This is a genomic window from Salmonella sp. 741265055_HSA (genome assembly GCF_046569525.1).
GTDB classification, from domain to species: Bacteria; Pseudomonadota; Gammaproteobacteria; order Enterobacterales; family Enterobacteriaceae; genus Salmonella; species Salmonella enterica.
Window position 1 is genome coordinate 16704 of sequence record NZ_JBKFSQ010000039.1, and the last position, 22410, is coordinate 39113.

Sequence of the window (22410 nt, forward strand, 5' to 3'; positions counted from 1 at the left end):
TTGCCTGTAGCATGTATCACTTATGTTAAAAGAATTAATAGTTGCAATAAAAAACCCATAATGATTACTAATTATTATGGGTTTCAGGATTTAATTTGTTAAAGGCAGAAACAACGCCCGTTATTTATTAATGAGCTCGCTGATGATGGGCCCGATAGTTTCAAAAGCGGAGGGTGAAATAATATCTACATGCGCGCACGGCTGGCGATAAATAGCCAAAGACGCTATCCACGGCGACCAGCTCTGTTCAGGCGATATGCCTTCCGGCACCGTTTTATCCGCCACAAAGAGCGTAGCATGTCCATCAAACGGTACGCTATGCGCCGTCGTCAGCAAACGGACGGCATCCGCATAATTGCCTTCAATGGCGGTAAATAAGGCTTCGGAGGCATTTCCCTGCTGAGCGGCGACAAACGCTGCGCGTTCACGTTCAATTTCCGCCAATACGTCCGGATTGAGGCCATTCGCCTCTTTTTCCCGCCAGTTTTGCGTTTCCGGCGGCCAGGTGTCCAGTAACCCCAAAAACGCCACCGTTTCGCCGCGGGCGCGCAACCGGGCGGCGATCCCTTGCGCCAGCGTCCCGCCCAGCGAATAGCCTAATAAATAATAAGGGCCATGCGGCTGCCGGGCGAGCAAAGTCGCCAGATGATGTTCACATACCTCATCGAGGGTGGTTGCGGTTTGCATAGGGCCAGCGGGGCGCGGTGACTGAATCCCCATAATCGACCACGACGGGCTGAGATAGCGTGATAATACGCTAAATTGCCAGGCGAACCCCGACGCCGGATGGAAACAAAATAACGTTGGACCATCGCTTTCACGCAGCGGCAACAGCGGCCCGAACCCCAGATTGCGCGAGCGTTCGTCATCGTCAGTATCGAGCAGCTTACTTAACTGCGCCACGTCAGACGCCACCATCACCTGCCCCGGCGTCACCTGGCGGTTAAACGTCTGACTTAGCTGCGCGGCCAGTTTCATCGCCAGCAGCGAGTGTCCGCCCAGCGCAAAGAAATCACTTTCAACATCGTTAATCTCACAGCCCAGCAGGCGGGAAAACGCCGCGGCGACAGCAATCTCCGTGGCGGACTGCGGCGCACGCCCTTTCACGCGCGGCGTCAGATCCGGCAGCGGCAGGGCTTTGCGATCCAGCTTGCCATTAGCGCTAAGCGGCAAGCTGGCAAGTTGCAACAGCACAACCGGCACCATATGCACGGGAAGTTTTTGGCGTAATTTTTCCTGCAGCGCCGGTAAATCCAGCGGCAAACCAGAGTGCGACACCAGATAGCCGACCAGTTGCCGGGCATCCCCGCCCGTCGCCGCCGCCTGATTAAAGACGCAGGCATGTGCTACCGCCTGTTCAACATCCGGCAGCGTTTGCATGACGCGGTCAATCTCGCCCAGTTCAATACGTTGACCCCGAATTTTGAGCTGATCGTCGCTGCGCCCCAGGTATTCCACCGCGCCGGAATCCAGCCAGCGCGCCACATCTCCGGTACGGTACATCCGTTCGCCTGGCGCAAAAGGATCGGCGATAAAACGGCTGGCGGTAAGATCCGGACGCCCCAGATAGCCCTGCGCCAGTTGAATACCGGTAAGATAGAGATCGCCAGCCACGCCCGGCGGCACCGGCTGCATATGCGCATCGAGAATACGCAAACCGGTATTCCAGACGGGATAACCAATCGGGATACTGTTGCCGTCAACAGCCGCCAGCTCATCGCCACAGGCCGGATACCAGCTCACATCCACCGCGGCCTCCGTTGGCCCGTACAGATTGTGTAGCGGCGCGTTGGTTAACGTCTCCCATTCGCGGCACAGCGCCGTCGGCAGGGCCTCGCCGCTACAGAAAACCCGCTTTAAAGAAGCGCAGCTTTTCCCAGCCGACGCTGGCGTGAGCGAGGCAATAAAGGCCGCCAGCATCGACGGCACAAAATGGGTGGTCGTGACGCCGTATTGCGCAAAGAACCGCTGCATCGCGAGCGGGTCGCGGTGCGCTTCCGGTTCAGCCATCACCAGTTTCGCCCCGGCGATAAACGGCCAGAAAAACTCCCATACTGAGACGTCAAAACTGCACGGCGTTTTTTGCGCTACTACATCATCCACCGTCAACGGATAGTGATCCTGCATCCACAGCAACCGGTTGACTATCGCCGTTTGTCCCACCATCACCCCTTTCGGCCTGCCCGTCGAGCCAGAGGTGAAAATGATGTAAGCGGTATGATGCGGTAACGACAGCCCCAGCGGAGTGTCGTCACTGACCGGTAGCGGTTGGCTATAACACAAATATTCCATCCCCGGAATATCGTGAAAGCGCGCCAGCTGCGCCTGAGTCGTAATTAACAGTTTCGGCTGCGCATCTTCCAGCATCATTCGCAGCCGATCGTCAGGATAACCGGTATCCAGCGGCAGCCAGGCGGCGCCCGCCTCGACAATGCCATGCAGCGCTAAGGTCAGGAAAACCGACCGCGGCAACGCCACCGCCACGCTATCGCCAGGCTGAACGCCGCGTTCCCGCAGCGCGTATGCCAGCGCCACAACCTGTTCGCGCATTTCACAGTAGGTAAAATGATAGTGCGCATCTGCCAACGCGGAAGCCTCTGGCGTTTTTTGCGCCTGCTGCGCCACCAAATCGCTAAGCGTGGCGGCGGGAATCGTTACCGCCGTATTATTAAGGTGTATTAATTGCGTTTGTTCCTCCGCCAGCAGCATTTGCGCATCGCCGCAGCGCAGCGCCGGGTTATCCGCAAACTGTGTGATAAGCGCCATCAACCGTAAGGCATGGCGGGAGAGCGTGGCATCATCGTAATGCTGTGCATTCGCCAGCAATTCAATATCCAGACCGCCGTTTTCATCCGGAAAAAGCGCCAGTTCAAGATCGTTAACCGGCCCCGTCGCCAGGGTATGGGTTTGCGCCTGTATGCCAGGAAGATCCAGATGATAATCAAATACTTTTATGTTGAGCACCGGGCCAAATAGCGGCGTCTCCCCTGCGGCTCGCCCGCTATCGCGTACAATCTGTTCGGCGTCGTAACGCTGGTGGCGGCGCATCTTCTTTAACTGCGCCGCAAGACGCTTCGCCAGCGTTGGCAGATCGTCCGTCGCATGAAGGTTAACCGCCAGCGGCAACACGTTAAGGACAGGCCCGGTCGCCGTTAACGCCACCGAGCCCATCCGCCGCATAAAGATAAATCCGGCGGCATAATCCATTCGCCCGCATAATCGTCCCAGCCACAACGTCACCAGCGCCAGGGCAAGATCCGCTCGCGGTATCTCAGGCATGTGCGCCGCCAGTTGGCGAAACGCCCCCTCCGGCGCGCTCAATTTCATACGCAGAATATCCGCGCTCGCCGACCGCCCCGGCAGCGGCACGGCAGAAATTGACGCCGGCGGCGGCAGCTCGCGGCGCTGCTGCGCCCAGAAGGCGCCGTCACGCTGCCAGGCCTCGCTCTGGCGATAGCGCTGATATTCCTCGACTACATCCGCAAAGGGGGTAAAAGGCGACTCCGGCGTAGGGGCGTCGCTCTGCCAGGCGCGATAAATCGCCGCAATCTGGCGGGTTATCGCCGGGAAGCTAAAGCCATCCACCAGCAAATGGTGATAGCGCTGATACCAATACCAGCGGGTATCATCAATGCGGATTAACTGGTGAAACGCCAGCGGCTTACCGCTATCTGCGCGCAGGTTTTGCCGTAAATCCGCCTGCATTAACGCCAGCGCCGCGTGATGCGGATCGGGCTGGTCGCGTAAATCGGCAATCGGGGGCTCGCCGAAGGTGTGCTCAGGATCTCTCCATTGCCAGACCTCGCCGTTCTCTTCGGTAAAACGCATCCGTAGCGTATCCGCCTGTTGCATCCCTACCGCTACCGCTTTTGCCAGCAAGGCGGCATCCAGCTCGCCGTTCAGTTCCACATAGTGCGCCACGCTCCAGGCGGAGGGTAAATCAGCGAGTTTTTCCGCCATCCAGATCCCCGGCTGAGCGGCGACTAACGGTAAACGCTGCGTCATTTCGCCTCCTGCTTATCGGCATAATGCGCCGGATTCAGGGTTGTCCAGCGCGTATTAAGCCACTGCTGGCACGTGTCCTGCGATTGCGGTTCGCATACCACGTCCCAGCCTGCGGGAAGCGCACACGCCGCTGGCCAAAGGCTGAATTGACGCTGCGCATTTTGCAGGATGTAAAACTGTCCCTGCGGATTATCGAAGGGATTACTGAATTCCATACTCAACTCCTGTCATGGACATGTGCCCGGTTAAAACGTGTCGATGAGCGGCTGCCAAAGCAGCATCAGCCCTTGCGTTAGCCCGCCGCGCCAGCAAAGCGCATCGTGTCCGCCGTCAACCTGACGCCAGAAAATGGACTGCTGCGAAGTATTCAGTTGGGCATAAAGCGCCTGATTCGCCTGAAACACGATCGGCTCACGCACGCCGGCTTCCAGTACGATACGCAGTCCGCGCGCGCATAACGCGCCGTTTTTCAGCCGGGTAATGGCTTCCCCCTCCAGCGGGTTGATACGATGGGGCCACCAGAATGATCCTGACTGGCTTAGTACACAGCCAAAACGCGTCGGCCAGTTCAGGCCGGCATACAGCGCCGACAGGCCGCCAAAGCTCTGTCCGGCGACCACCGTTCGCCCGGCATTATCGCTAAAAGGCGTCACGGATCTGACTTGTGGCAACAGTTCCTGCTGCACCGCCAGCCAGAAGTCGGCATTGCAGGGCAACTCCTGGCTGCGGTGTTGAGTATCAATCGCGTCAATCAGCAGATAGACGGCACCGGGAAGCAGGCGTTGATGAGTCAGCGAGGCGAGCGCGGGCCAGACGGGCATATTTTCCGCCCAGAATTGACCGTCCAGCAGAATAGCCAACGGTCTTTCCTCCGGTGCCTCGTCTCCGGTCGTCAATATCCATACGCGGCGGGAGTTACCCAGACGTTCGCTATGCCACTGCATCATCAAAGGCGGCGAGTACGACGTTTCAGGACGATCCCATCCCGGCTGAAGGGGCGCATCCGGCATTTCCAGCGCCGAAACCGCATGACCACGCCCTCCCCGCCAGCTTTGGGAATTAAGCGGGTCGGCAATCGCCTGCGGTAATAGCTGTCGCCAGCCTTCACGCAGTGCGTTCCGATCGGGCGTTTCGCCTGGCGCAAAAGCGGCAAAAACATCATCGCGTTCGGTAGGAATAAAACAGTAGCTGCCGCGCCAGTTAGCGCTAAGCGCCGTGCTCCAGCGCCAGACATCCGTTCCGGCAATACGCGCCATCGTCTGAGGCTGCGCGTTTTGATGATGATCGGTTACGCCAGTGATGTAGACCCAGACACGCCGTATCGGGGAGTGAGTTTCGTTTCCCTGCGGGTCGCGCCACCAAAAAGTGACCCGATAATTTCCGTCTTTTTCCCGTATCCATTCCGGCCCGGTTTTCGTCCTCCACCAGGCCTCACTTCCCGTTGCCAGCGCCTCTTTCATTATAACCCTGTGTTTATTATGAATTTTGTATATAAAAGGTGAAATATATTGATAATATTATTGATAACTATTTGCATTTGCAATAGCGTATTGTCGCGCTATGGGACGCGCGAACACAATTTCACCACCCGGCCAATGCCTTTGACGGGCGCTTTGGCTTATGTGGCTAAAGAAAAGCAGGATATACAATGAACAAGAAGATTCATTCCCTGACCTTACTGGTCAATTTAGGGATTTACGGGGCCGCTCTGCCCGTGATGGCGGAAGAAAAAACCGATAGCGCTGCGCTCACCAATGAAGACACCATCGTGGTGACCGCTGCCCAGCAAAACCTACAGGCGCCAGGCGTATCCACCATCACCGCCGATGAGATCCGCAAAAATCCGCCCGCGCGCGACGTGTCAGAAATCATCCGCACCATGCCGGGCGTGAACCTGACCGGCAACTCCACCAGCGGTCAGCGCGGGAATAACCGCCAAATCGATATTCGCGGCATGGGGCCGGAAAACACCCTTATCCTGATTGACGGTAAACCCGTTACCAGCCGTAACTCGGTGCGCCTGGGCTGGCGCGGCGAACGCGATACCCGCGGCGATACCGCGTGGGTGCCGCCGGAGATGATCGAACGCATTGAAGTGCTGCGTGGTCCTGCCGCCGCACGCTACGGTAACGGCGCGGCGGGTGGTGTGGTCAATATCATTACCAAAAAAGGCGGTAGCGAGTGGCACGGCTCCTGGAATACCTATTTCAACGCGCCGGAACATAAAGACGAAGGCGCGACCAAACGCACTAACTTTAGCCTGAACGGCCCGCTGGGCGGGGATTTCAGCTTCCGTCTGTATGGCAACCTCGACAAAACGCAGGCGGATGCGCGTAATATTAACCAGGGGCATCAGTCTGAACGTACCGGGAGTTACGCCGACACGCTACCGGCAGGACGCGAGGGGGTCATTAACAAAGATATCAACGGCGTGGTTCGTTGGGATTTTGCTCCGCTTCAGTCTCTGGAGCTGGAGGCCGGTTACAGTCGCCAGGGCAACCTCTATGCCGGCGATACTCAGAACACCAATACGAACCAACTGGTGAAAGATAATTACGGAAAAGAGACGAACCGCCTCTATCGGCAGAACTACTCTCTGACCTGGAACGGCGGCTGGGATAATGGCGTAACCACCAGTAATTGGGTGCAATACGAACATACCCGTAACTCCCGGATGCCGGAAGGCTTAGCAGGCGGCACCGAAGGGATTTTCGATCCCAAAGCATCGCAAAAATATGCCGATGCAGATTTGAATGACGTCACCCTACACAGCGAAGTGAGCCTTCCTTTCGATCTGCTGGTCAATCAAAACCTGACGCTGGGTACCGAATGGGCCCAACAGCGTATGAAAGACGAGCTCTCCAACTCGCAAACCTTTATGGGGGGAAATATCCCGGGTTACAGCAGTACCAATCGTAGCCCCTATTCAAAAGCGGAAATTTTCTCTCTGTTTGCTGAAAACAACATGGAACTGACCGACAGCACCATGCTGACGCCGGGGCTACGTTTCGATCATCACAGTATCGTGGGGGATAACTGGAGCCCGTCGCTGAACCTGTCGCAAGGTCTGGGGGATGACTTTACCCTGAAAATGGGGATCGCCCGCGCTTATAAAGCCCCGAGTCTGTACCAGACTAACCCAAACTATATTTTGTACAGTAAAGGTCAGGGTTGCTACGCGACTGGCGCGGGTACCGGCATCGGCTGCTATATGATGGGTAATGATGATCTGAAAGCCGAAACCAGCATCAATAAAGAGATCGGTCTGGAATTTAAACGCGATGGCTGGCTGGCCGGCATCACCTGGTTCCGTAATGATTATCGCAATAAGATTGAAGCGGGTACAGTGCCGTTGCAGCGTATCAACAACGGCAAAACGGATGTCTATCAGTGGGAGAACGTGCCGAAAGCGGTCGTTGAAGGTCTGGAAGGCACGTTAAACGTACCGGTTAGCGACACCGTCAACTGGACGAATAACGTTACGTATATGCTGCAGAGCAAAAACAAAGAGACCGGCGAACGCCTGTCGATTATTCCACAGTACACGCTTAACTCAACCCTGAGCTGGCAGGTACGTCAGGACGTTTCTCTGCAATCGACCTTCACCTGGTACGGCAAACAAGAGCCGAAGAAATATGATTATCAGGGTAACCCCGTTACCGGAACAGATAAGCAAGCGGTCAGCCCATACAGTATTATTGGCCTGAGCGCGACCTGGGACGTGACCAAAAATGTCAGCCTGACCGGTGGCGTGGATAACCTCTTTGACAAACGTCTGTGGCGTGAAGGTAACGCGCAAACCGTCAGGGATACTCAAACTGGCGCTTATATGGCGGGCGCTGGCGCGTACACCTATAACGAACCGGGACGTACGTGGTATATGAGCATTAATACCCATTTCTGATGGCAACCTTCCCTCCCTCATTCGGGGAGGGAATTGGCAAAAACGATGCGGACATCTCATTTTCCCCTTCCCTTTGCCGGACACAGGCTGCATATCGTCGACTTTGATGCGAGCAGCTTTCACGAACACGACCTGTTATGGCTGCCTCATCACGATCGGCTCCGGTCTGCCGGACACAAGCGTAAAGCTGAACATCTGGCAGGCCGCATCGCCGCCGTTCATGCGCTACGCGAGGTGGGCGTCAGGGCGGTGCCCGGTATTGGCGACAAGCGACAGCCGCTATGGCCGGACGGCCTATTTGGCAGCATCAGCCACTGTGCGTCAACAGCGCTGGCCGTCATATCCCGACAGCGTATCGGCATTGATATAGAAAAAATCATGAGTCAGCACACGGCGACAGAGCTGGCGCCGTCCATTATTGATAGCGATGAGCGCCAAATTCTCCAGGCGAGCTCGCTCCCTTTTCCGCTTGCCCTGACGCTGGCTTTCTCCGCCAAGGAGGGCGTTTATAAAGCCTTTTCAGACCGCGTCACGCTCCCGGGATTCAATAGCGCAAAAGTTACCTCGCTTACCGCCACGCACATCTCGTTACATCTGCTGCCAGCCTTTGCCGCCACGATGACTGAACGTACCGTCCGTACAGAATGGTTTCAACGTGACAATAGCGTTATTACTCTTGTTTCTGCAATAACGCGCTTTCCCCACGACAGGAGCGCTCACGCTTCTATACTTAGCGCAATACCCCGATAAATGAGATCGCTATGGCGCTGAATGATTTTCACGTTTCTGAACCTTATACGCTTGGTATTGAGCTGGAGATGCAGGTGATCAATCCACCTGGCTACGATTTAAGTCAGGACTCTTCTACGCTGATCGACACCGTTAAGCCCCAACTTACTGCGGGAGAAATTAAGCACGATATCACCGAAAGTATGCTGGAGATGGCCACGGGCGTCTGCCGCGATATTGACCAGGCGGCGGCCCAACTTTCTGCCATGCAGCACGTTATTTTACAGGCGGCGTCGGAACACCATCTCGGCATTTGCGGCGGCGGTACGCACCCGTTTCAAAAATGGCAGCGTCAGGAGGTCTGTGATAATGAGCGCTATCAACGCACGCTGGAAAATTTCGGCTACTTAATTCAACAGGCGACGGTTTTCGGGCAGCATGTCCACGTCGGCTGCGCGAATGGCGACGATGCGATTTATCTTTTACACGGGCTGTCGCATTTTGTGCCGCACTTTATTGCGCTCTCCGCCGCGTCCCCCTATATGCAAGGATCTGACACCCGTTTTGCCTGCGCGCGCCTGAATATTTTTTCCGCTTTTCCCGATAACGGCCCCATGCCGTGGGTCAGTAACTGGCAAGAGTTTGCCGGACTATTTCGTCGTCTGTCTTACACCACGATGATCGACAGCATCAAAGATTTGCACTGGGATATCCGCCCCAGCCCGGCCTTTGGCACGGTAGAAGTTCGGGTGATGGATACGCCGCTCACCCTTGATCATGCCATCAATATGGCAGGGTTGATTCAGGCGACCGCGCACTGGCTGCTGACCGAGCGTCCCTTTAAACCGCAGGAACAAGACTATCTGTTATATAAATTCAACCGTTTTCAGGCTTGCCGCTATGGTCTGGAGGGCGCGCTAACCGATGCCTATACCGGCGACCGCCGTCGCCTGGCAGATGATACGCTGCGTCTGCTGGACAACGTTACCCCCTCAGCGCACAAGCTGGGCGCCGACAGCGCCATTGACGCACTACGTCTGCAGGTGAAAAAAGGCGGTAACGAAGCGCAATATATGCGGGAGTTTATTGCCGACGGCGGATCGCTGATAGGCCTGGTACAAAAACATTGTGAAATCTGGGCGGGACAATAGACAGCATATTTGCCTTACCAGGCGATATCCCGGACAATGGCGTTTTAACTTACGTTTAACAAAGCCATGAAACACCCGCTTGAATCATTGATGACCGCTGCCGGTATTTTGCTGATGGCGTTGCTGTCCAGCCTGCTACTGCCCGCCCCTTCGCTCGGCCTTGCGCTGGCGCAAAAACTGGTCGGGATCTTTCATCTTATGGATCTCAACCAGCTTTATACTTTGTTGTTTTGTTTATGGTTTCTGTTGCTCGGCGCGCTGGAATATTATGTTATTCGCTTTATCTGGCGGCGCTGGTTTTCGCTGGCCGATTAAACATTTCAATGCGTACGGCCATGCTTTTCTTTACGATAAGCGCCTGGCGGCAGGTTGAACGTGCGGGTAAAAATGCGCGTAAAGGTTTGCTGCGAATCAAAACCATACTTGAGACAAATATCATACACCTTCTGGTCGGTGTCGAGCAGGTCGCGCGCCGCCAGTTTTAGCTTCCGTTCACGCACGTAGCGCCCCAGGCTCTCCCCTTTGTACTGCATAAAAAGGCGCTGCAGGTGCCACTTGGAATACCCCGCATGACGGGCAATATCATCAATACGTAACGGCTGATTCAAATTATCATCAATCCACTCGACAATTGTGTCGATAACCTGAGCGGAAATGGTCATCGTGCTCTCCCCTCTATCAAACTCGTCAGCGGCTCCCGCACCGCACATTTACGGCAACAGCAATAAGCATAGTAATAACCACACAAATTGTGAGACGGCTTATCGCATGGCCTGCAATATGCTTTTCGACCACTTCATGCGGCAGCCCTTGATTATGAGTGAGTAAGCACTCATTATAGAAAGCAAAGATACGCCGTCAAGGTACTTTTCAAAGGTTGACATTCACCGTTGCGACGCGACAACGGGCATGATTCAATCATGTTTTTCCAGACATAAGGGTAACGTGTAGTGGCTCGTCCGAAGAGTGAAGACAAAAAACAAGCATTACTGGAAGCGGCAACCCAGGCGATAGCGCAATCCGGTATCGCCGCCTCAACGGCGGTGATTGCGCGTAACGCAGGTGTTGCAGAAGGAACATTGTTTCGCTATTTCGCGACCAAAGATGAGCTGATTAACACGTTGTATTTGCATTTAAAGCAGGATCTCTGCCAGTCAATGATAATGGAGCTGGATCGATCCATTACCGATGCCAAAATGATGACCCGTTTTATCTGGAACAGTTATATCAGTTGGGGTCTGAACCATCCCGCGCGCCATCGGGCGATCCGCCAACTGGCCGTCAGCGAAAAGCTCACCAAAGAGACGGAACAACGGGCCGACGATATGTTCCCCGAATTGCGCGATTTATGTCATCGTTCCGTTTTGATGGTGTTTATGTCGGATGAGTACCGCGCCTTCGGCGACGGCCTTTTTCTGGCGCTGGCTGAAACAACAATGGATTTCGCCGCACGCGATCCCGCTCGCGCTGGCGAATATATTGCGCTGGGATTCGAAGCGATGTGGCGCGCGCTGACTCGCGAGGAGCAATAATGGACGGTCAAACACTGCACGCCTGGGCAAAACGCTTTGCGCTGGAACTGCCTTTTACCGAACACTGCTGGCCTTTCGGCCCACAGTACGATGTGTTTAAAGTCGGCGGCAAAATATTCATGCTTTTCACTGAACATCACTGTCGCCCAGTGGTGAACCTGAAGTCGGATCCCCAAAAATCCCTGGTAAATCAACAAATTTACCCCAGCATTGCGCCTGGCTATCACATGAATAAGAAACACTGGATTTCAGTCTATGCGGGCGAGGATATCACCGTCTCGCTACTCAACGATTTGATAAATGACTCATGGAATCTGGTCGTAGACGGGCTGCCTAAAAGAGAGCAACTGCGCCTGCGGCCGCGCTGATGCAATAACCGTTTCCGCATTTTCCTCCCTTATCTTTTTACCGATAACCCGGTACCCTGCTGATACAAAAGGGTACTAAACCAACCAGGAGCATTTATGGATATCGTTTCTGTCGCCTTACAGCGCTACTCCACTAAGGCGTTCGATCCCAGCAAAAAACTGACCGCCGAAGAAGCGGATAAAATAAAAACACTACTACAGTACAGCCCCTCCAGCACCAATTCCCAGCCGTGGCACTTTATTGTCGCCAGTACGGAAGAGGGCAAAGCGCGCGTAGCAAAATCCGCAGCCGGAAACTACACGTTCAACGAACGCAAAATGCTGGACGCCTCCCATGTCGTCGTGTTCTGCGCAAAAACCGCAATGGATGACGCATGGCTTGAGCGCGTCGTCGATCAGGAAGATGCCGATGGCCGTTTCGCTACGCCGGAAGCTAAAGCGGCAAATGATAAAGGTCGCCGCTTTTTCGCCGATATGCACCGCGTCTCGCTGAAAGATGACCACCAGTGGATGGCGAAACAAGTTTATCTGAACGTCGGCAACTTTCTACTGGGCGTCGCCGCGATGGGTCTCGACGCCGTCCCCATTGAAGGTTTCGACGCCGAGGTGCTCGACGCTGAATTTGGTCTGAAAGAAAAAGGCTATACCAGTCTGGTCGTGGTGCCAGTCGGCCATCATAGCGTCGAGGACTTCAACGCCGGGCTGCCGAAATCACGTCTGCCGCTTGAAACCACACTGACGGAAGTTTAATCCCCTGCCTAAGCCGGACGCCCGTCCGGCTTTTTTCACCTTTCTGCCAGGTTCCCCAATGATCAATGGCGCGAAGTGCCAGGTTTTACATCGCTAGTGTTAACTTCCTCTCTCAACATATTGAAAATAAATAATATTTAAAATTGGCACGCCGTTTGCCATATCTGGATACCCCCTATCTGGATGAAGGAGAAAACAGGTGAGACATGTTTATGTAGCCAGCCATGGCCCTTTTGCCCGCGGACTTATTAACAGTCTATCGCTGCTGATTGGCGACGAACACGGCGTGACACCGGTTTGCGCCTACGATGGCGATATTGTCACCACGGAGCAGCTTGAACAAACCCTCGAAAATCTGATCGCGCAGGCCAACGGCGAAGAAGTGGTGGTGTTTACCGATCTGCTCGGCGGCAGCATCAACAATAGCGCCGCGAAAGTGCTGATGCGTCACCGTCACGTTTTTGTGGTGGCTGGCGTCAACATGACCCTGCTACTGGAGTTTTTACTCTGTGAAGAAGAAAGCACAGACGCGGCCATTACCTACGCCACCAATGCGGCGCGTGAATCCATTGTCTTTATCAACACGCTAATAACACAACCATCCGCTGACCTACAGGGAGAATCCCATGATCAAATTAGTGCGCATTGATTACCGCCTGCTGCATGGCCAGGTGGTCTTCGCCTGGACCCGGGCGCTGGATATCGACCATATCATCGTCGCTAACGCCAACGCCGCCGGCGACGCGTTTGTCTCTATGTCATTAAGTCTGGCAAAACCTGCTGGCGTGTCGCTGGACATTATCACGGTGGAACAGGCGGCGGAAAAACTCGCCAGCGGCAAGCTGGATCATAAAAAAGTGATGGTGGTGCTGGGAAATACCGCCGAAACCCTCGCCTTCGCCGAGAAAGTGCCAGGGATTAGCGTTATCAACTACGGCGGTATCGCGCAAAAAGAGGGCGCGCAGCAGTTCGGCAAAGCCATATACCTGACCGAGCAGGAGATTGCCGATAGCCAGGCGCTAAAAGCCAAAGGTATCCGTCTGGAAATGCGCCAGGTTCCGGCCCATTCCGCCGAATTGCTTAACGATAAACTCTGAACCCGGAGGTCACTATGTTGCTCACCGCAACGCTGCTCGGCCTGATTGCCGCACTGGGCATTCTTGACGGGCGTTTACTCGGCGTGTCGATGATTGACCGTCCGCTGGTGATGTGCGCCCTCACCGGTCTGGTCTGCGGCAATTTACACGAAGGCATTCTGATCGGCGCGACGCTGGAACTGATCTTTTTAGGTAATGTCGCTATCGGCGCCGCGGTACCGCCTGATGTCGTCACCGGTTCGGTACTGGCGACCGCGTTTTCTATTATGTCCGGGCGCGGGCCCGAAGCGGCGCTGACCATCGCGATTCCTATCTCTATGCTGGCGCAAACCCTCGGCGTCCTGGTGCGCGTGGTTAACGCCCGCTTTGGCCACATGGCCGATCGTTATGCGGCGCAGGGTAATACCCGGATGGTTGCCGTTATGCATCTGGGAGGCCCAACGCTGCTCTATTTTCTAAGCGGTTTTCTGCCGGTCTTTTTCGCCATTTTGCTCGGTTCTGCCGCCGTCACCTGGTTCCTCGACGCCATTCCCGCCTTTATTACCAATGGCCTGGTTGTCGCCAGTAAGATTTTGCCGGCGCTGGGTTTCGCGTTGCTGATCAGCATGATGCTTAGCAGCAAATTAATGCCTTACCTTGGGCTGGGCTTTCTGATCGCCGCATATACCAAACTGGACATCATCGCCATCGCGCTGTTTGCCGTGGTGCTGGCTTTCATTATCAGCCAGTTTCTTAACACATCCCAACAGGAGGGCTAATCATGAGTGAAGTGACGCAGACCCTGATCGACGACGCACAGGCTCACTCGCAAAGCGAAAGCCGCATCACCGCCCGCGATTTACGCAGCGTGTTCTGGCGATCCTTTACGTTGCAAGGATCGTGGAACTATGAACGCCAGCAGCATATGGGCTATGCCTTCGCTATGTCGCCAGCGCTGAAGCGTATCTACCAGGACCCCGCCGAACTGGGGCGCGCCTTACAGCGCCATCTGGTGCTGTTTAATACCACGCCGCATCTGTCAACGTTTGTCTTTGGCCTGTCGATTGCGATGGAGGAGGAAAATCAACGCAACCCGGACTTTAACGAAGAGTCGATCAATGCCGTTAAAACCAGCCTGATGGGGCCGCTGGCCGGGATCGGCGATTCCATCTTTTGGGGATCGCTGAAAGTTATCGCCGCCGGGATGGGGATCTACTTTGCCCAGCAGGGCAGCATTCTGGGGCCGATTCTCGCCCTACTGGTCTATAACATTCCGCACATCCTCTGCCGCTGGTACGCCCTCAAACTGGGCTACCGGGCGGGGACCACCTGGCTGATGCGCCTCTGGCAAAGCGGGCTGATGGACAGGGTAACTTATATCGCGTCAATCGTCGGGTTGATGGTCGTCGGTGCCATGACCGCCAGCATGATCGACATTACAACCCCGCTGAGCTTTACCGCCGGGCAGACTACCATGAAAGTGCAGGATTTTATTGACAAAATCCTCCCTTCCCTGCTGCCGCTGCTCTTCACGCTTGGCATGTACAAACTTATCCGTAAGGGCGTGAACATTAACTGGATCCTGTTAGGCACCGTCGCGTTTGGGCTTCTTGCCAGCGCGCTGGGCCTGCTTTGACGAGAGGTAACACTATGCAAGTAGAAGACTATATGAACGAGACGCCCCTTCGCCTGCTGGAGATGCTGACGCAGACGCGGGAAGATCTCTGGCGCGCGGCGCAGGCGCTAACGGAACGCAGCGTCACCCGCATTATTCTGACAGGCTCCGGCACGTCATACCACGGCGCGCTGACCGCTCGCGCGTTTATGCAGCGCTGGTGCGCATTGCCGGTGGATGTCTGCTGGCCGTTTATGCTTGACGACGAGACGCTTGCCCGCAGCGGCAAGGCGCTGGTTGTCGGCATCTCCCAGGGCGGCGGCAGCCTCTCAACACTGGCGGCGATGGAGCGCGCCCGCGATATTGGTCATATCACCGCCTCAATGGCTGGCGTGACGCCTGCGACTATCGACCGGGCGGCGGATTATATCCTTACCGTTCCCTGCGGCGAAGAAACCGCTGGCGCGAAAACAAAAGGCTATCACTGCACGGTTCTCAATTTGATGCTGCTGGCGCTCGCCGTCGCCGGGCAGCAACAGCGGCTGGACGGCGAACAGCACCGGTCACTGCTGCTGCGGATGGAAAAGACCTTTAACCACCTGCCCGCGCTGATTACCGCCTCGCAGGCGTGGACGCAAACCAATGCGCTGGCGCTGCGCGATAGCGCAGATATTCGTCTGACCGGCCCGGTAACGCTGTTCGGTACGGTGCAGGAGGGTGCGCTCAAGATGCTGGAGACGTTGCGCTGCCCGGTGTCGGGCTACGAATTCGAGGAGTTTATTCACGGTATTTACAATGCCTTTAATGCGCAATCCGCACTCATTATGCTCGACCCGCAGCCTGACGCGCGTCAGGATCGGCTGGCGCAAATACTCGGTGAGTGGACGCCGTCTATTTACCGCATCGGCCCGCAGGTAGAAAATAATGGTCTGAATCTGAATTTCCCGTTTGTCAATGATGAGGACTTCGCCGTCTTTGAATATATCATTCCGCTACAAATGCTATGTGCGATATTACCCCCACAAAAAGGCATTAATCCGGCGATACCCAAAGATCCGCAATTCCATCAAAAAATGAAAAGTAAGCAAGAAATTTAATTTTTATTAATGCTCGTTATTATCCGCGCTGTTGCGGAGGACGCGCTACACGCTAAGGAGATAAATATGTCTGTTGCTCATGAAAATGCCCACCGTATTATTAGCGATATTTTAGGTAAACAAAACATTGAACGCGTCTGGTTTGTCGGCTGCGGCGGTTCATTAACCGGCTTCTGGCCAGGGAAATACTTTCTGGACTGTGAAGCGTCAAAACTGGCTGTCGGTTATATCACCAGTAATGAATTTGTCCACACCACGCCAAAAGCATTAGGAAAAAATAGCGTCGTTATTCTCGCCTCGCAGCAGGGCAATACGGCGGAAACCGTCGCAGCCGCCCGCGTGGCGCGTGAAAAAGGGGCGGCGACCATCGGTCTGGTTTACCAACCTGAGACGCCATTGTGCGAATACAGCGACTACATCATTGAATATCAGTGGGCGCGTTATCCGGAAACGGTCGACCCTGCACAACAAAAAGCCGCATACAGCCTGTGGCTGGCGCTGGAAATTCTCGCCCAAACAGATGGCTATGCGAAATACGATGAGTTAGTCAGCGCGTTTGGGCGCTTTAGCGACGTTGTTCACGGCGCCCAACGGCAGGTACAAGAAGATGCTCAACGTTTCGCCGCCGAATGGAAGGATGAGAAGGTGGTCTATATGATAGGCAGCGGCCCCTCTTTCGGCGCCGCGCATCAGGAGTCTATCTGTATTCTGCTGGAAATGCAGTGGATCAACTCCGCCAGCATACATAGCGGAGAGTATTTCCACGGACCGTTCGAAATCACCGAGCCGGGCACGCCGTTTATATTGCTGCAAAGCAGTGGTCGCACTCGCCCGCTGGACGAGCGCGCGATTCGCTTTATTGAACGCTATCAGGGAAAACTGCAGTTGATCGATGCGGATAAACTCGGCGTTCAGGATCTGTCCACCGACGTTGGTGAATACTTCTGCGGCCTGTTGCACAACTGTGTGCTGGACGTTTATAACCTCGCTCTGGCGACAGCCCGTAATCACCCACTGACCACCCGCCGGTATATGTGGAAAGTTGAATATTAATAGTTATGCCGGATGGCGGCTTCGCTTTATCCAGCCTACAAAGCGATCTGTAGACCTGATAAGCGTAGCGCCATCAGGCCTTTCTTCTGCGGGGCGCTAGCGCCCCTTTTTCCCTGAACTACCACGGCTACCAGCGAAAATCCTCTATCCGTAATTCGAAAATATCGTGGATATAGCCAATTTCTGCTACCGGCAGCGCCACGTTATAAAGAATTTTCAACCGCTGAAACGAATGATTTACCATCGCGATAAATTCACCATGCCGCTCGTTAAATTCCGTCATGTTTTTATAGTGGGTAATTTCATTGCGCATGACCAGCCGCTCAATCATACAGCTCAAATGAACATATAAACTAATAATCAAATTATTATTAAAGCTGAAACCCAGCGTATTTTGCCATTCGGCAATAATCGTTTCGATATGCCCTATCGTCTTATTGGCATTGAGAATGGTCAGCGAATTAACCACATTATGCAACGAAAATTCGCGAACCATATTTTTATTAATTAACGCAATTTGTTTATCGTTAAGATAACCGCTTAATAACTGACTTAAATGCGCATACCCCTGCTCGCCAAGCAGCTCTTCAATCCCCACCCAGGGAACGCCCGCCAGCTGTGGGTCAATGGTGCCGACAACCGCAATCACTTCATACTGATTCAGCAACGAGGCCGCCATCCGGCTGTTTTTCAGGCGGGTATATTCACAGGCGATAATATTAATATCAAAGTCGGTCAACTGACTTTTTTCCATCAAATTTTTAAATTTAAACGCCGTCCCGATGCCAGTAATACAGGTCACCAGCAGCGCGCGCGCTTTTTTCTGCGCGGGCCAGAAGACATCCCAGCGCGACTGATTTAACGGGACGATCTCTTCGGCGATCTGTTCGATATTTTTTTGCAGCGCGATCTCACTGGCCACGTTCAGCGCCAGACGCGTCGTAACGTTATCGACCACCACCAGCGGGCCATGAATTACGCTCAAAAGCGCATCGGCGATCTCTTTGGTGTATCCCATATCGATCAGCACCATGACGCCTGCGCGGGTATCCGTATGCTGGAGATAATCGACAATGGCCCGGCTGACATCGCTAAACGCGACCTCCATCGGCATATCCATCGCATGATAAACCTTTTCGCCAATCAGACGGTTCGCCACGCCTGCAATGCTGCTGGCGGTCGAATAACCATGCGCGATGATCAGCGCTTTTACCTTACCGCCGCTGGTGGCGTCAATGGCATTACTGACGATGGCCGCTACGACCAGTCTGTCGAGCGTGTCGATCAACAAATCATATTTATTATTTACCACGTCCAGCAGTTTTTGCGCCACACGCTGCGCCAGCCCCGGCGCCTCCTCCAGCCAGCGCAGCATCACATGGCGAACCGATGGCGACGCCTCCACCGGCGTTAACGGCAGGCTGGTAAGGTAACGTCCGGTGAGATAAGCGAATTCCGCATTCAGTTCGAGATCGTAATGTGCAGCGATCGCTTTCCCGACATCTTCGATAAAACGCAGACGCTTGTCCTGACGAGCGCGAGGGCTCTCTTTATTCATTAAGGCATCGAGATATAACGTGAGATTTTGATAGACCAGCTTGTCAAACGTCCGTGCGGTAATATTCTCCTGCGCCAGCTCTTCGCACAGGCCGCAAATGTTTTCCGTCAACCGTAAATATTCCTGATGCTGACCGGAAACTCGCGGAAAAACGCCACCTTCGCGATAAATCATGACGCGTTCCGCCGTCTGCGGAACGGTAAAGGGCACCTCCATCAGCAGACGATCCGGCAATTGCCCGGCTTTTACCTCCAGTACCCCATCGTCACGCTGGCCGAAAGTCCAGGCGCTGGCGCAAATATTACGAATGAGATTTTCCAGGCCGCCGACATTCCCTTCCAGGGTCTCCTGCATCAGTTGGCTGATAATTTCACCATCCAGCGACAAATCGTGATGAAGACGCTGCGCCTCGCGACGGAAAAAATGGTGAATAAACGCCAGCCGCTCATACTGTCCGCGTTCAGCGATAGGCAGAATTTTGACAATGACCGGTATCCGGCGAATAAATGTCGCCAGAAAGTGCTTTTCCAGATCTTCGGTAGAGGCGAATATCAGGCGTACCGTGGCGCTGCGTTCATCGCTGCTTTCGCCTAAGCGACGCCAGGTGCCGTTATCCATAAAATGGAACAGTTTTTCCTGCCCTTCCGGCGGTAAACGGTGCACTTCATCGATAAACAATACGCCGCCATTACTGGTCTCAATTAACCCGGATACCGCTCTGTCTGCGCCGGTAAACGCACCTTTGGCATGACCAAATAATTTTGACGTCAGCAATTCCGGGTTATTAGCGTATTCGGCGCAGTTAAACACGGTAAAGGGCGCCTCCGGGGGCAAAATGCCCTGCTCGATGGCGTACTGCCAAAGCTGACGCGCCAAAAAACTTTTTCCTGTCCCCGTCGGGCCGCGCAGCAGCAAAGGCAAGCCCGCGCCGGGATAACTGATCGCCGCCTTACACTGACGCAGTGACTCCTGCAAGCTGCCCTGCGCGCCAATGAGCAGCTCCAGACTGTCCTGCCGCTCCGCGCACAGCGCCTGAATGGACGCGTAATCCCCCTGTCGAACCGCCAGCCGGTGGTGACGACGTAGCGCCTCGACGGGCAGGAACAGCACCGGGCGGCTATTCACTTTGACCACCCGCTGCTCACGATGCAAGTTATTAAGATGGTGACTAATAATGCTGCGTTTTTGCCTGAGACTGTCGGCAATCGCCATTGCGCTAAACCCGCCTAACGCGTCGGCTGTTAGTGAACATCCGGCCAGCCGTAGCTCCAACTGACGAAATATGGACTCTTTATTCATACCTGCGCCCCGCCAAAAACGTAAATTCCGCTTATACGATAATTTACAAACGGCGTCACAGGCTTCACCCACATTTTTGAAAATACTTACTTTTTATAAAACTTACCGTTGCACTTTCGGCTCATCGTGTCACGAACGAACGGGGTTGGCCCTCCCTGGCGTGTCATCAAAATCGGGCGCTAAACCCAACGTTATAACGGGTTTGATTGCCATCGCTTAACCCTGCCGTTTGCGCCAGCCCGGCGAAAGCGGACACCGTTGCCGACAGCGGAAAATCTGCGCCAATCGCGATATCAACCCAGTTTTTATCCTGCGCTTTTCCGTCGCGGCTAAACGTCAGCGCGGTCGATTTAAGGCCGCCGTTCGCCACATACGTATCATCGCCAAACTGACGGCGATAATTAATCTGCGCCCAGGAGTGAATGATGCTGTGGCGGAGATCCAGACGCCAACCCGCGCTACCCACCTGCGAATGGGCGTTTTGGTCGCCAAAACGCATTGATGTACTGGTATTGAGCTTCTCGCTATAACCATTAACGTGGCTGTAATCCCATGCATATTGCAGCATCGGTCCGGTCGTTAACCACGGCATCATGACAAAATCATAACCACTGGTTAACCTCGCGCCCCACAGCTGACCGTTGGTTTCGCCCTCTTCCACCCGTCTTAGCGCACCGAGCGTGATACTGCGTTGAATGTTACTGAATTTAGCGGACAGGTAGTGTAAATCGCTATCCAGCCACGCCTGACCGGCGCGTAAATGGCTGAATACGGCGGCCTGAAAACCGCGGGCATCATAACGATAATTATCGTCAGGATGTTGCTTATCCAGAGAACCGGCTATCAGCCCTCCCAGCAGTACCTGCTCGTTAAGCTGATAATCGACGCCAACCGTCAGATTATTATGATTACCGTTCCCGTCGGCCTCATTATTATCATAACGTTGATATCCCCCGCTGTATCCGCCGAACATGCCCAGTGAACCAACAGGATTTTCCCCCTGGCGAAGCTGCTGATAACGGCTGTCAAGCGTGGTACGACTGCCTTGCGCCATCGACTGAACGCTTTGGTTCAGGTATGTCGCCTGTACCGGCGCGGCAATGATCGACTGGATATATTGCGCAATGATGGTATGGACCTGCGGACCGGGATGTAAATGATCGGCAAACAGATAGTCCTGTGACGCATTAAATCCAGGCATTGCCGAGGAGCACGCCGAAGCGGATACGCCCGGCGGGCAGGCCATACCTACGGTATTTGTCAGACCAAACTCCTGCGGGTGGGCAAGAATTTCCTTAAAGAGGCCGTTGATATCGGCACGGGCTATATTGCCGCCGTGTTGCTCCAGCCCCTTCTCTTCCATCTGATTATAATAATCGGTCAGAGCTGACGCCTGCCCTGCCGCCTTTTCATAGCCCGCCAGCAGTTGCTCAACGAGCAGTTGCTGAATAAACGGATTGCTGCTTACCGTTGCAGCCGCCGCCAGCAACGCCTTGCGGATCGCCTGTTGCCGACTGGCGAGATCGGGCGTAGCGCCCTCCGCCAGCGCCTCTAACGCCGCTTTTAGCGCCGGGGGCGCCGCTGCGCCCAGCCCGGCGGTGATTACCGCCTCCAGAAGCATTGGCGTCGCACTAATATTCGGTACGTTTGGCACCACGACCAGCCCGGCGCCGGCATCCAGTAACAGCCCTACCTGCGCCGCCGCGTTAGTGGCGCTATTACCGGCTATTTGCTGTGCCATGGTTGGTTGCGCGATGGCCGCCGCCAGATCGTTTCCGCCAACCCAGTGAATATACAAACCGTTGTGGTCGGCTTTCCCCCCCGTTTTGGCAAGCCACTGCCGTACCTGATCCGCGGTATTATCCTGTGGGTTTAATTCCGGCGTCGCCGTCGCGCCGCCAGCGGCATAATTAGAACCGCCATTGCTGGAAGGGCTTAATGCCAGCCCAAATCGTTCGGCCAATTGTTCGTCGTAGAGCTTATTTTGACCACTATCCCAGGTCCAGCGACCGTTATTCCCGGTATCGCTAAGGCTATCGCCAATTACCGTAAGAGAGTCAAACGCACAGGCAGATAATGGCGCGGCCAGCGCCAACGAGAGTATGCCATATCTTAGCAGGGTACGCTTTTGGGTCATCCGATGTTCCTTAATGTTATTGTTGATAGGTACGACGATGCTAATCATTATCCGACAGAAACATTACAATCGTTTTAAGATCCTATCCCACCAGGCGTTATTGGCGCAGCCAGTTTGGACACGGACAGCGCGCAAA

General features: G+C 54.6%; 19 protein-coding genes. 13 read left to right on the forward strand and 6 right to left on the reverse strand.

Annotated elements, in window-relative coordinates; genetic code table 11:
- Positions 1–120 precede the first annotated feature (120 nt).
- Genes entF through fes form a run of 3 tightly spaced genes read right to left on the reverse strand, consistent with a single transcriptional unit; the run spans position 121 to position 5465 of the window.
- Positions 121–4005, reverse strand: coding sequence for an enterobactin non-ribosomal peptide synthetase EntF (gene entF / locus ACLD4K_RS18320; RefSeq protein ID WP_411012286.1), 3885 nt, complete (start codon positions 4003–4005; stop codon positions 121–123).
- On the reverse strand, positions 4002–4220 hold the full coding sequence (locus ACLD4K_RS18325; protein WP_108638701.1) for an MbtH family protein: 219 nt from the start codon (positions 4218–4220) through the stop codon (positions 4002–4004). The genes entF and ACLD4K_RS18325 overlap by 4 nt, the downstream gene beginning before the upstream one ends.
- A gap of 30 nt (positions 4221–4250) precedes the next feature.
- On the reverse strand, positions 4251–5465 hold the full coding sequence (gene fes, locus ACLD4K_RS18330) for an enterochelin esterase (protein WP_411012287.1): 1215 nt from the start codon (positions 5463–5465) through the stop codon (positions 4251–4253).
- 188 nt (positions 5466–5653) lie between these two features.
- Between fes and ACLD4K_RS18335 the strand changes: the two genes are divergently transcribed.
- From ACLD4K_RS18335 to ACLD4K_RS18350, 4 genes are all read left to right on the forward strand, one after another.
- Positions 5654–7909 carry a TonB-dependent siderophore receptor gene (locus ACLD4K_RS18335; RefSeq protein WP_411012288.1) on the forward strand — a complete coding sequence of 752 codons (2256 nt, stop codon included), beginning with the start codon at positions 5654–5656 and terminating at the stop codon, positions 7907–7909.
- Positions 7910–7954: 45 nt separating this feature from the next.
- Entirely contained in the window at positions 7955–8659 is a 705-nt protein-coding gene (entD, locus tag ACLD4K_RS18340; RefSeq protein WP_411012289.1) for an enterobactin synthase subunit EntD, read from the forward strand.
- An 11-nt stretch (positions 8660–8670) separates the two neighbouring features.
- Positions 8671–9789 (forward strand): YbdK family carboxylate-amine ligase, encoded by a 1119-nt coding sequence (locus ACLD4K_RS18345; RefSeq protein ID WP_411012290.1) that lies wholly within the window; start codon positions 8671–8673, stop codon positions 9787–9789.
- Between the two features lie 66 nt (positions 9790–9855).
- On the forward strand, positions 9856–10104 hold the full coding sequence (locus ACLD4K_RS18350) for a DUF1158 family protein (RefSeq protein ID WP_000682497.1): 249 nt from the start codon (positions 9856–9858) through the stop codon (positions 10102–10104).
- Positions 10105–10109: 5 nt separating this feature from the next.
- Here the strand turns inward: ACLD4K_RS18350 and ACLD4K_RS18355 are convergent, their stop codons facing one another.
- Entirely contained in the window at positions 10110–10451 is a 342-nt protein-coding gene (locus tag ACLD4K_RS18355; RefSeq protein ID WP_000155631.1) for a RamA family antibiotic efflux transcriptional regulator, read from the reverse strand.
- A 288-nt stretch (positions 10452–10739) separates the two neighbouring features.
- Between ACLD4K_RS18355 and ACLD4K_RS18360 the strand changes: the two genes are divergently transcribed.
- The 9 genes from ACLD4K_RS18360 (at position 10740) to ACLD4K_RS18400 (ending at position 17280) form a co-directional block, all read left to right on the forward strand.
- Positions 10740–11321, forward strand: coding sequence for a TetR/AcrR family transcriptional regulator (locus ACLD4K_RS18360; RefSeq protein WP_000113609.1), 582 nt, complete (start codon positions 10740–10742; stop codon positions 11319–11321).
- Positions 11321–11689: an MmcQ/YjbR family DNA-binding protein gene (locus tag ACLD4K_RS18365; RefSeq protein WP_000348999.1), complete on the forward strand. Its 369-nt coding sequence runs from the start codon at positions 11321–11323 to the stop codon at positions 11687–11689. The genes ACLD4K_RS18360 and ACLD4K_RS18365 overlap by 1 nt, the downstream gene beginning before the upstream one ends.
- Positions 11690–11785: 96 nt before the next feature.
- Complete coding sequence (gene nfsB, locus ACLD4K_RS18370; RefSeq protein ID WP_000355879.1) at positions 11786–12439, forward strand: oxygen-insensitive NAD(P)H nitroreductase; 654 nt, start codon at positions 11786–11788, stop codon at positions 12437–12439.
- 199 nt (positions 12440–12638) lie between these two features.
- Positions 12639–13088 (forward strand): PTS sugar transporter subunit IIA, encoded by a 450-nt coding sequence (locus ACLD4K_RS18375; protein ID WP_001216659.1) that lies wholly within the window; start codon positions 12639–12641, stop codon positions 13086–13088.
- A complete protein-coding gene (locus ACLD4K_RS18380) occupies positions 13066–13536 on the forward strand; it encodes a PTS sugar transporter subunit IIB (RefSeq protein WP_000594175.1) in 471 nt (156 codons plus the stop codon). Before ACLD4K_RS18375 ends, ACLD4K_RS18380 begins: the two co-directional genes overlap by 23 nt.
- A gap of 14 nt (positions 13537–13550) precedes the next feature.
- Positions 13551–14294, forward strand: coding sequence for a PTS mannose/fructose/sorbose/N-acetylgalactosamine transporter subunit IIC (locus ACLD4K_RS18385; RefSeq protein ID WP_000927523.1), 744 nt, complete (start codon positions 13551–13553; stop codon positions 14292–14294).
- A 2-nt stretch (positions 14295–14296) separates the two neighbouring features.
- Positions 14297–15151, forward strand: a complete 855-nt coding sequence (locus ACLD4K_RS18390; RefSeq protein ID WP_000005802.1) for a PTS system mannose/fructose/sorbose family transporter subunit IID — start codon at positions 14297–14299, stop codon at positions 15149–15151.
- 32 nt (positions 15152–15183) lie between these two features.
- On the forward strand, positions 15184–16227 hold the full coding sequence (locus ACLD4K_RS18395; RefSeq protein ID WP_411012295.1) for an SIS domain-containing protein: 1044 nt from the start codon (positions 15184–15186) through the stop codon (positions 16225–16227).
- 66 nt (positions 16228–16293) lie between these two features.
- Positions 16294–17280, forward strand: a complete 987-nt coding sequence (locus ACLD4K_RS18400) for an SIS domain-containing protein (protein ID WP_411012291.1) — start codon at positions 16294–16296, stop codon at positions 17278–17280.
- Between the two features lie 127 nt (positions 17281–17407).
- Here ACLD4K_RS18400 and ACLD4K_RS18405 read toward each other — a convergent pair whose 3' ends face one another.
- Together ACLD4K_RS18405 and ACLD4K_RS18410 are read right to left on the reverse strand one after the other, a co-directional pair.
- On the reverse strand, positions 17408–20137 hold the full coding sequence (locus tag ACLD4K_RS18405) for a sigma 54-interacting transcriptional regulator (RefSeq protein ID WP_411012292.1): 2730 nt from the start codon (positions 20135–20137) through the stop codon (positions 17408–17410).
- Positions 20138–20303: 166 nt separating this feature from the next.
- Entirely contained in the window at positions 20304–22274 is a 1971-nt protein-coding gene (locus ACLD4K_RS18410) for an autotransporter outer membrane beta-barrel domain-containing protein (protein WP_411012293.1), read from the reverse strand.
- Positions 22275–22410 lie beyond the last annotated feature (136 nt).

Bases quoted from the DNA above. Each gene is read 5' to 3' on its own strand.
- ACLD4K_RS18325 (WP_108638701.1), bottom strand. From the start codon at position 4,220: ATGGAATTCAGTAATCCCTTCGATAATCCGCAGGGACAGTTTTACATC.
- ACLD4K_RS18345 (WP_411012290.1), top strand. From the start codon at position 8,671: ATGGCGCTGAATGATTTTCACGTTTCTGAACCTTATACGCTTGGTATT.
- ACLD4K_RS18335 (WP_411012288.1), top strand. From the start codon at position 5,654: ATGAACAAGAAGATTCATTCCCTGACCTTACTGGTCAATTTAGGGATT.
- ACLD4K_RS18400 (WP_411012291.1), top strand. From the start codon at position 16,294: ATGTCTGTTGCTCATGAAAATGCCCACCGTATTATTAGCGATATTTTA.
- ACLD4K_RS18350 (WP_000682497.1), top strand. From the start codon at position 9,856: ATGAAACACCCGCTTGAATCATTGATGACCGCTGCCGGTATTTTGCTG.
- entD (WP_411012289.1), top strand. From the start codon at position 7,955: ATGCGGACATCTCATTTTCCCCTTCCCTTTGCCGGACACAGGCTGCAT.
- ACLD4K_RS18410 (WP_411012293.1), bottom strand. From the start codon at position 22,274: ATGACCCAAAAGCGTACCCTGCTAAGATATGGCATACTCTCGTTGGCG.
- ACLD4K_RS18390 (WP_000005802.1), top strand. From the start codon at position 14,297: ATGAGTGAAGTGACGCAGACCCTGATCGACGACGCACAGGCTCACTCG.
- entF (WP_411012286.1), bottom strand. From the start codon at position 4,005: ATGACGCAGCGTTTACCGTTAGTCGCCGCTCAGCCGGGGATCTGGATG.
- nfsB (WP_000355879.1), top strand. From the start codon at position 11,786: ATGGATATCGTTTCTGTCGCCTTACAGCGCTACTCCACTAAGGCGTTC.
- ACLD4K_RS18385 (WP_000927523.1), top strand. From the start codon at position 13,551: ATGTTGCTCACCGCAACGCTGCTCGGCCTGATTGCCGCACTGGGCATT.
- ACLD4K_RS18395 (WP_411012295.1), top strand. From the start codon at position 15,184: ATGAACGAGACGCCCCTTCGCCTGCTGGAGATGCTGACGCAGACGCGG.
- ACLD4K_RS18355 (WP_000155631.1), bottom strand. From the start codon at position 10,451: ATGACCATTTCCGCTCAGGTTATCGACACAATTGTCGAGTGGATTGAT.
- ACLD4K_RS18365 (WP_000348999.1), top strand. From the start codon at position 11,321: ATGGACGGTCAAACACTGCACGCCTGGGCAAAACGCTTTGCGCTGGAA.
- ACLD4K_RS18405 (WP_411012292.1), bottom strand. From the start codon at position 20,137: ATGAATAAAGAGTCCATATTTCGTCAGTTGGAGCTACGGCTGGCCGGA.
- ACLD4K_RS18380 (WP_000594175.1), top strand. From the start codon at position 13,066: ATGATCAAATTAGTGCGCATTGATTACCGCCTGCTGCATGGCCAGGTG.
- fes (WP_411012287.1), bottom strand. From the start codon at position 5,465: ATGAAAGAGGCGCTGGCAACGGGAAGTGAGGCCTGGTGGAGGACGAAA.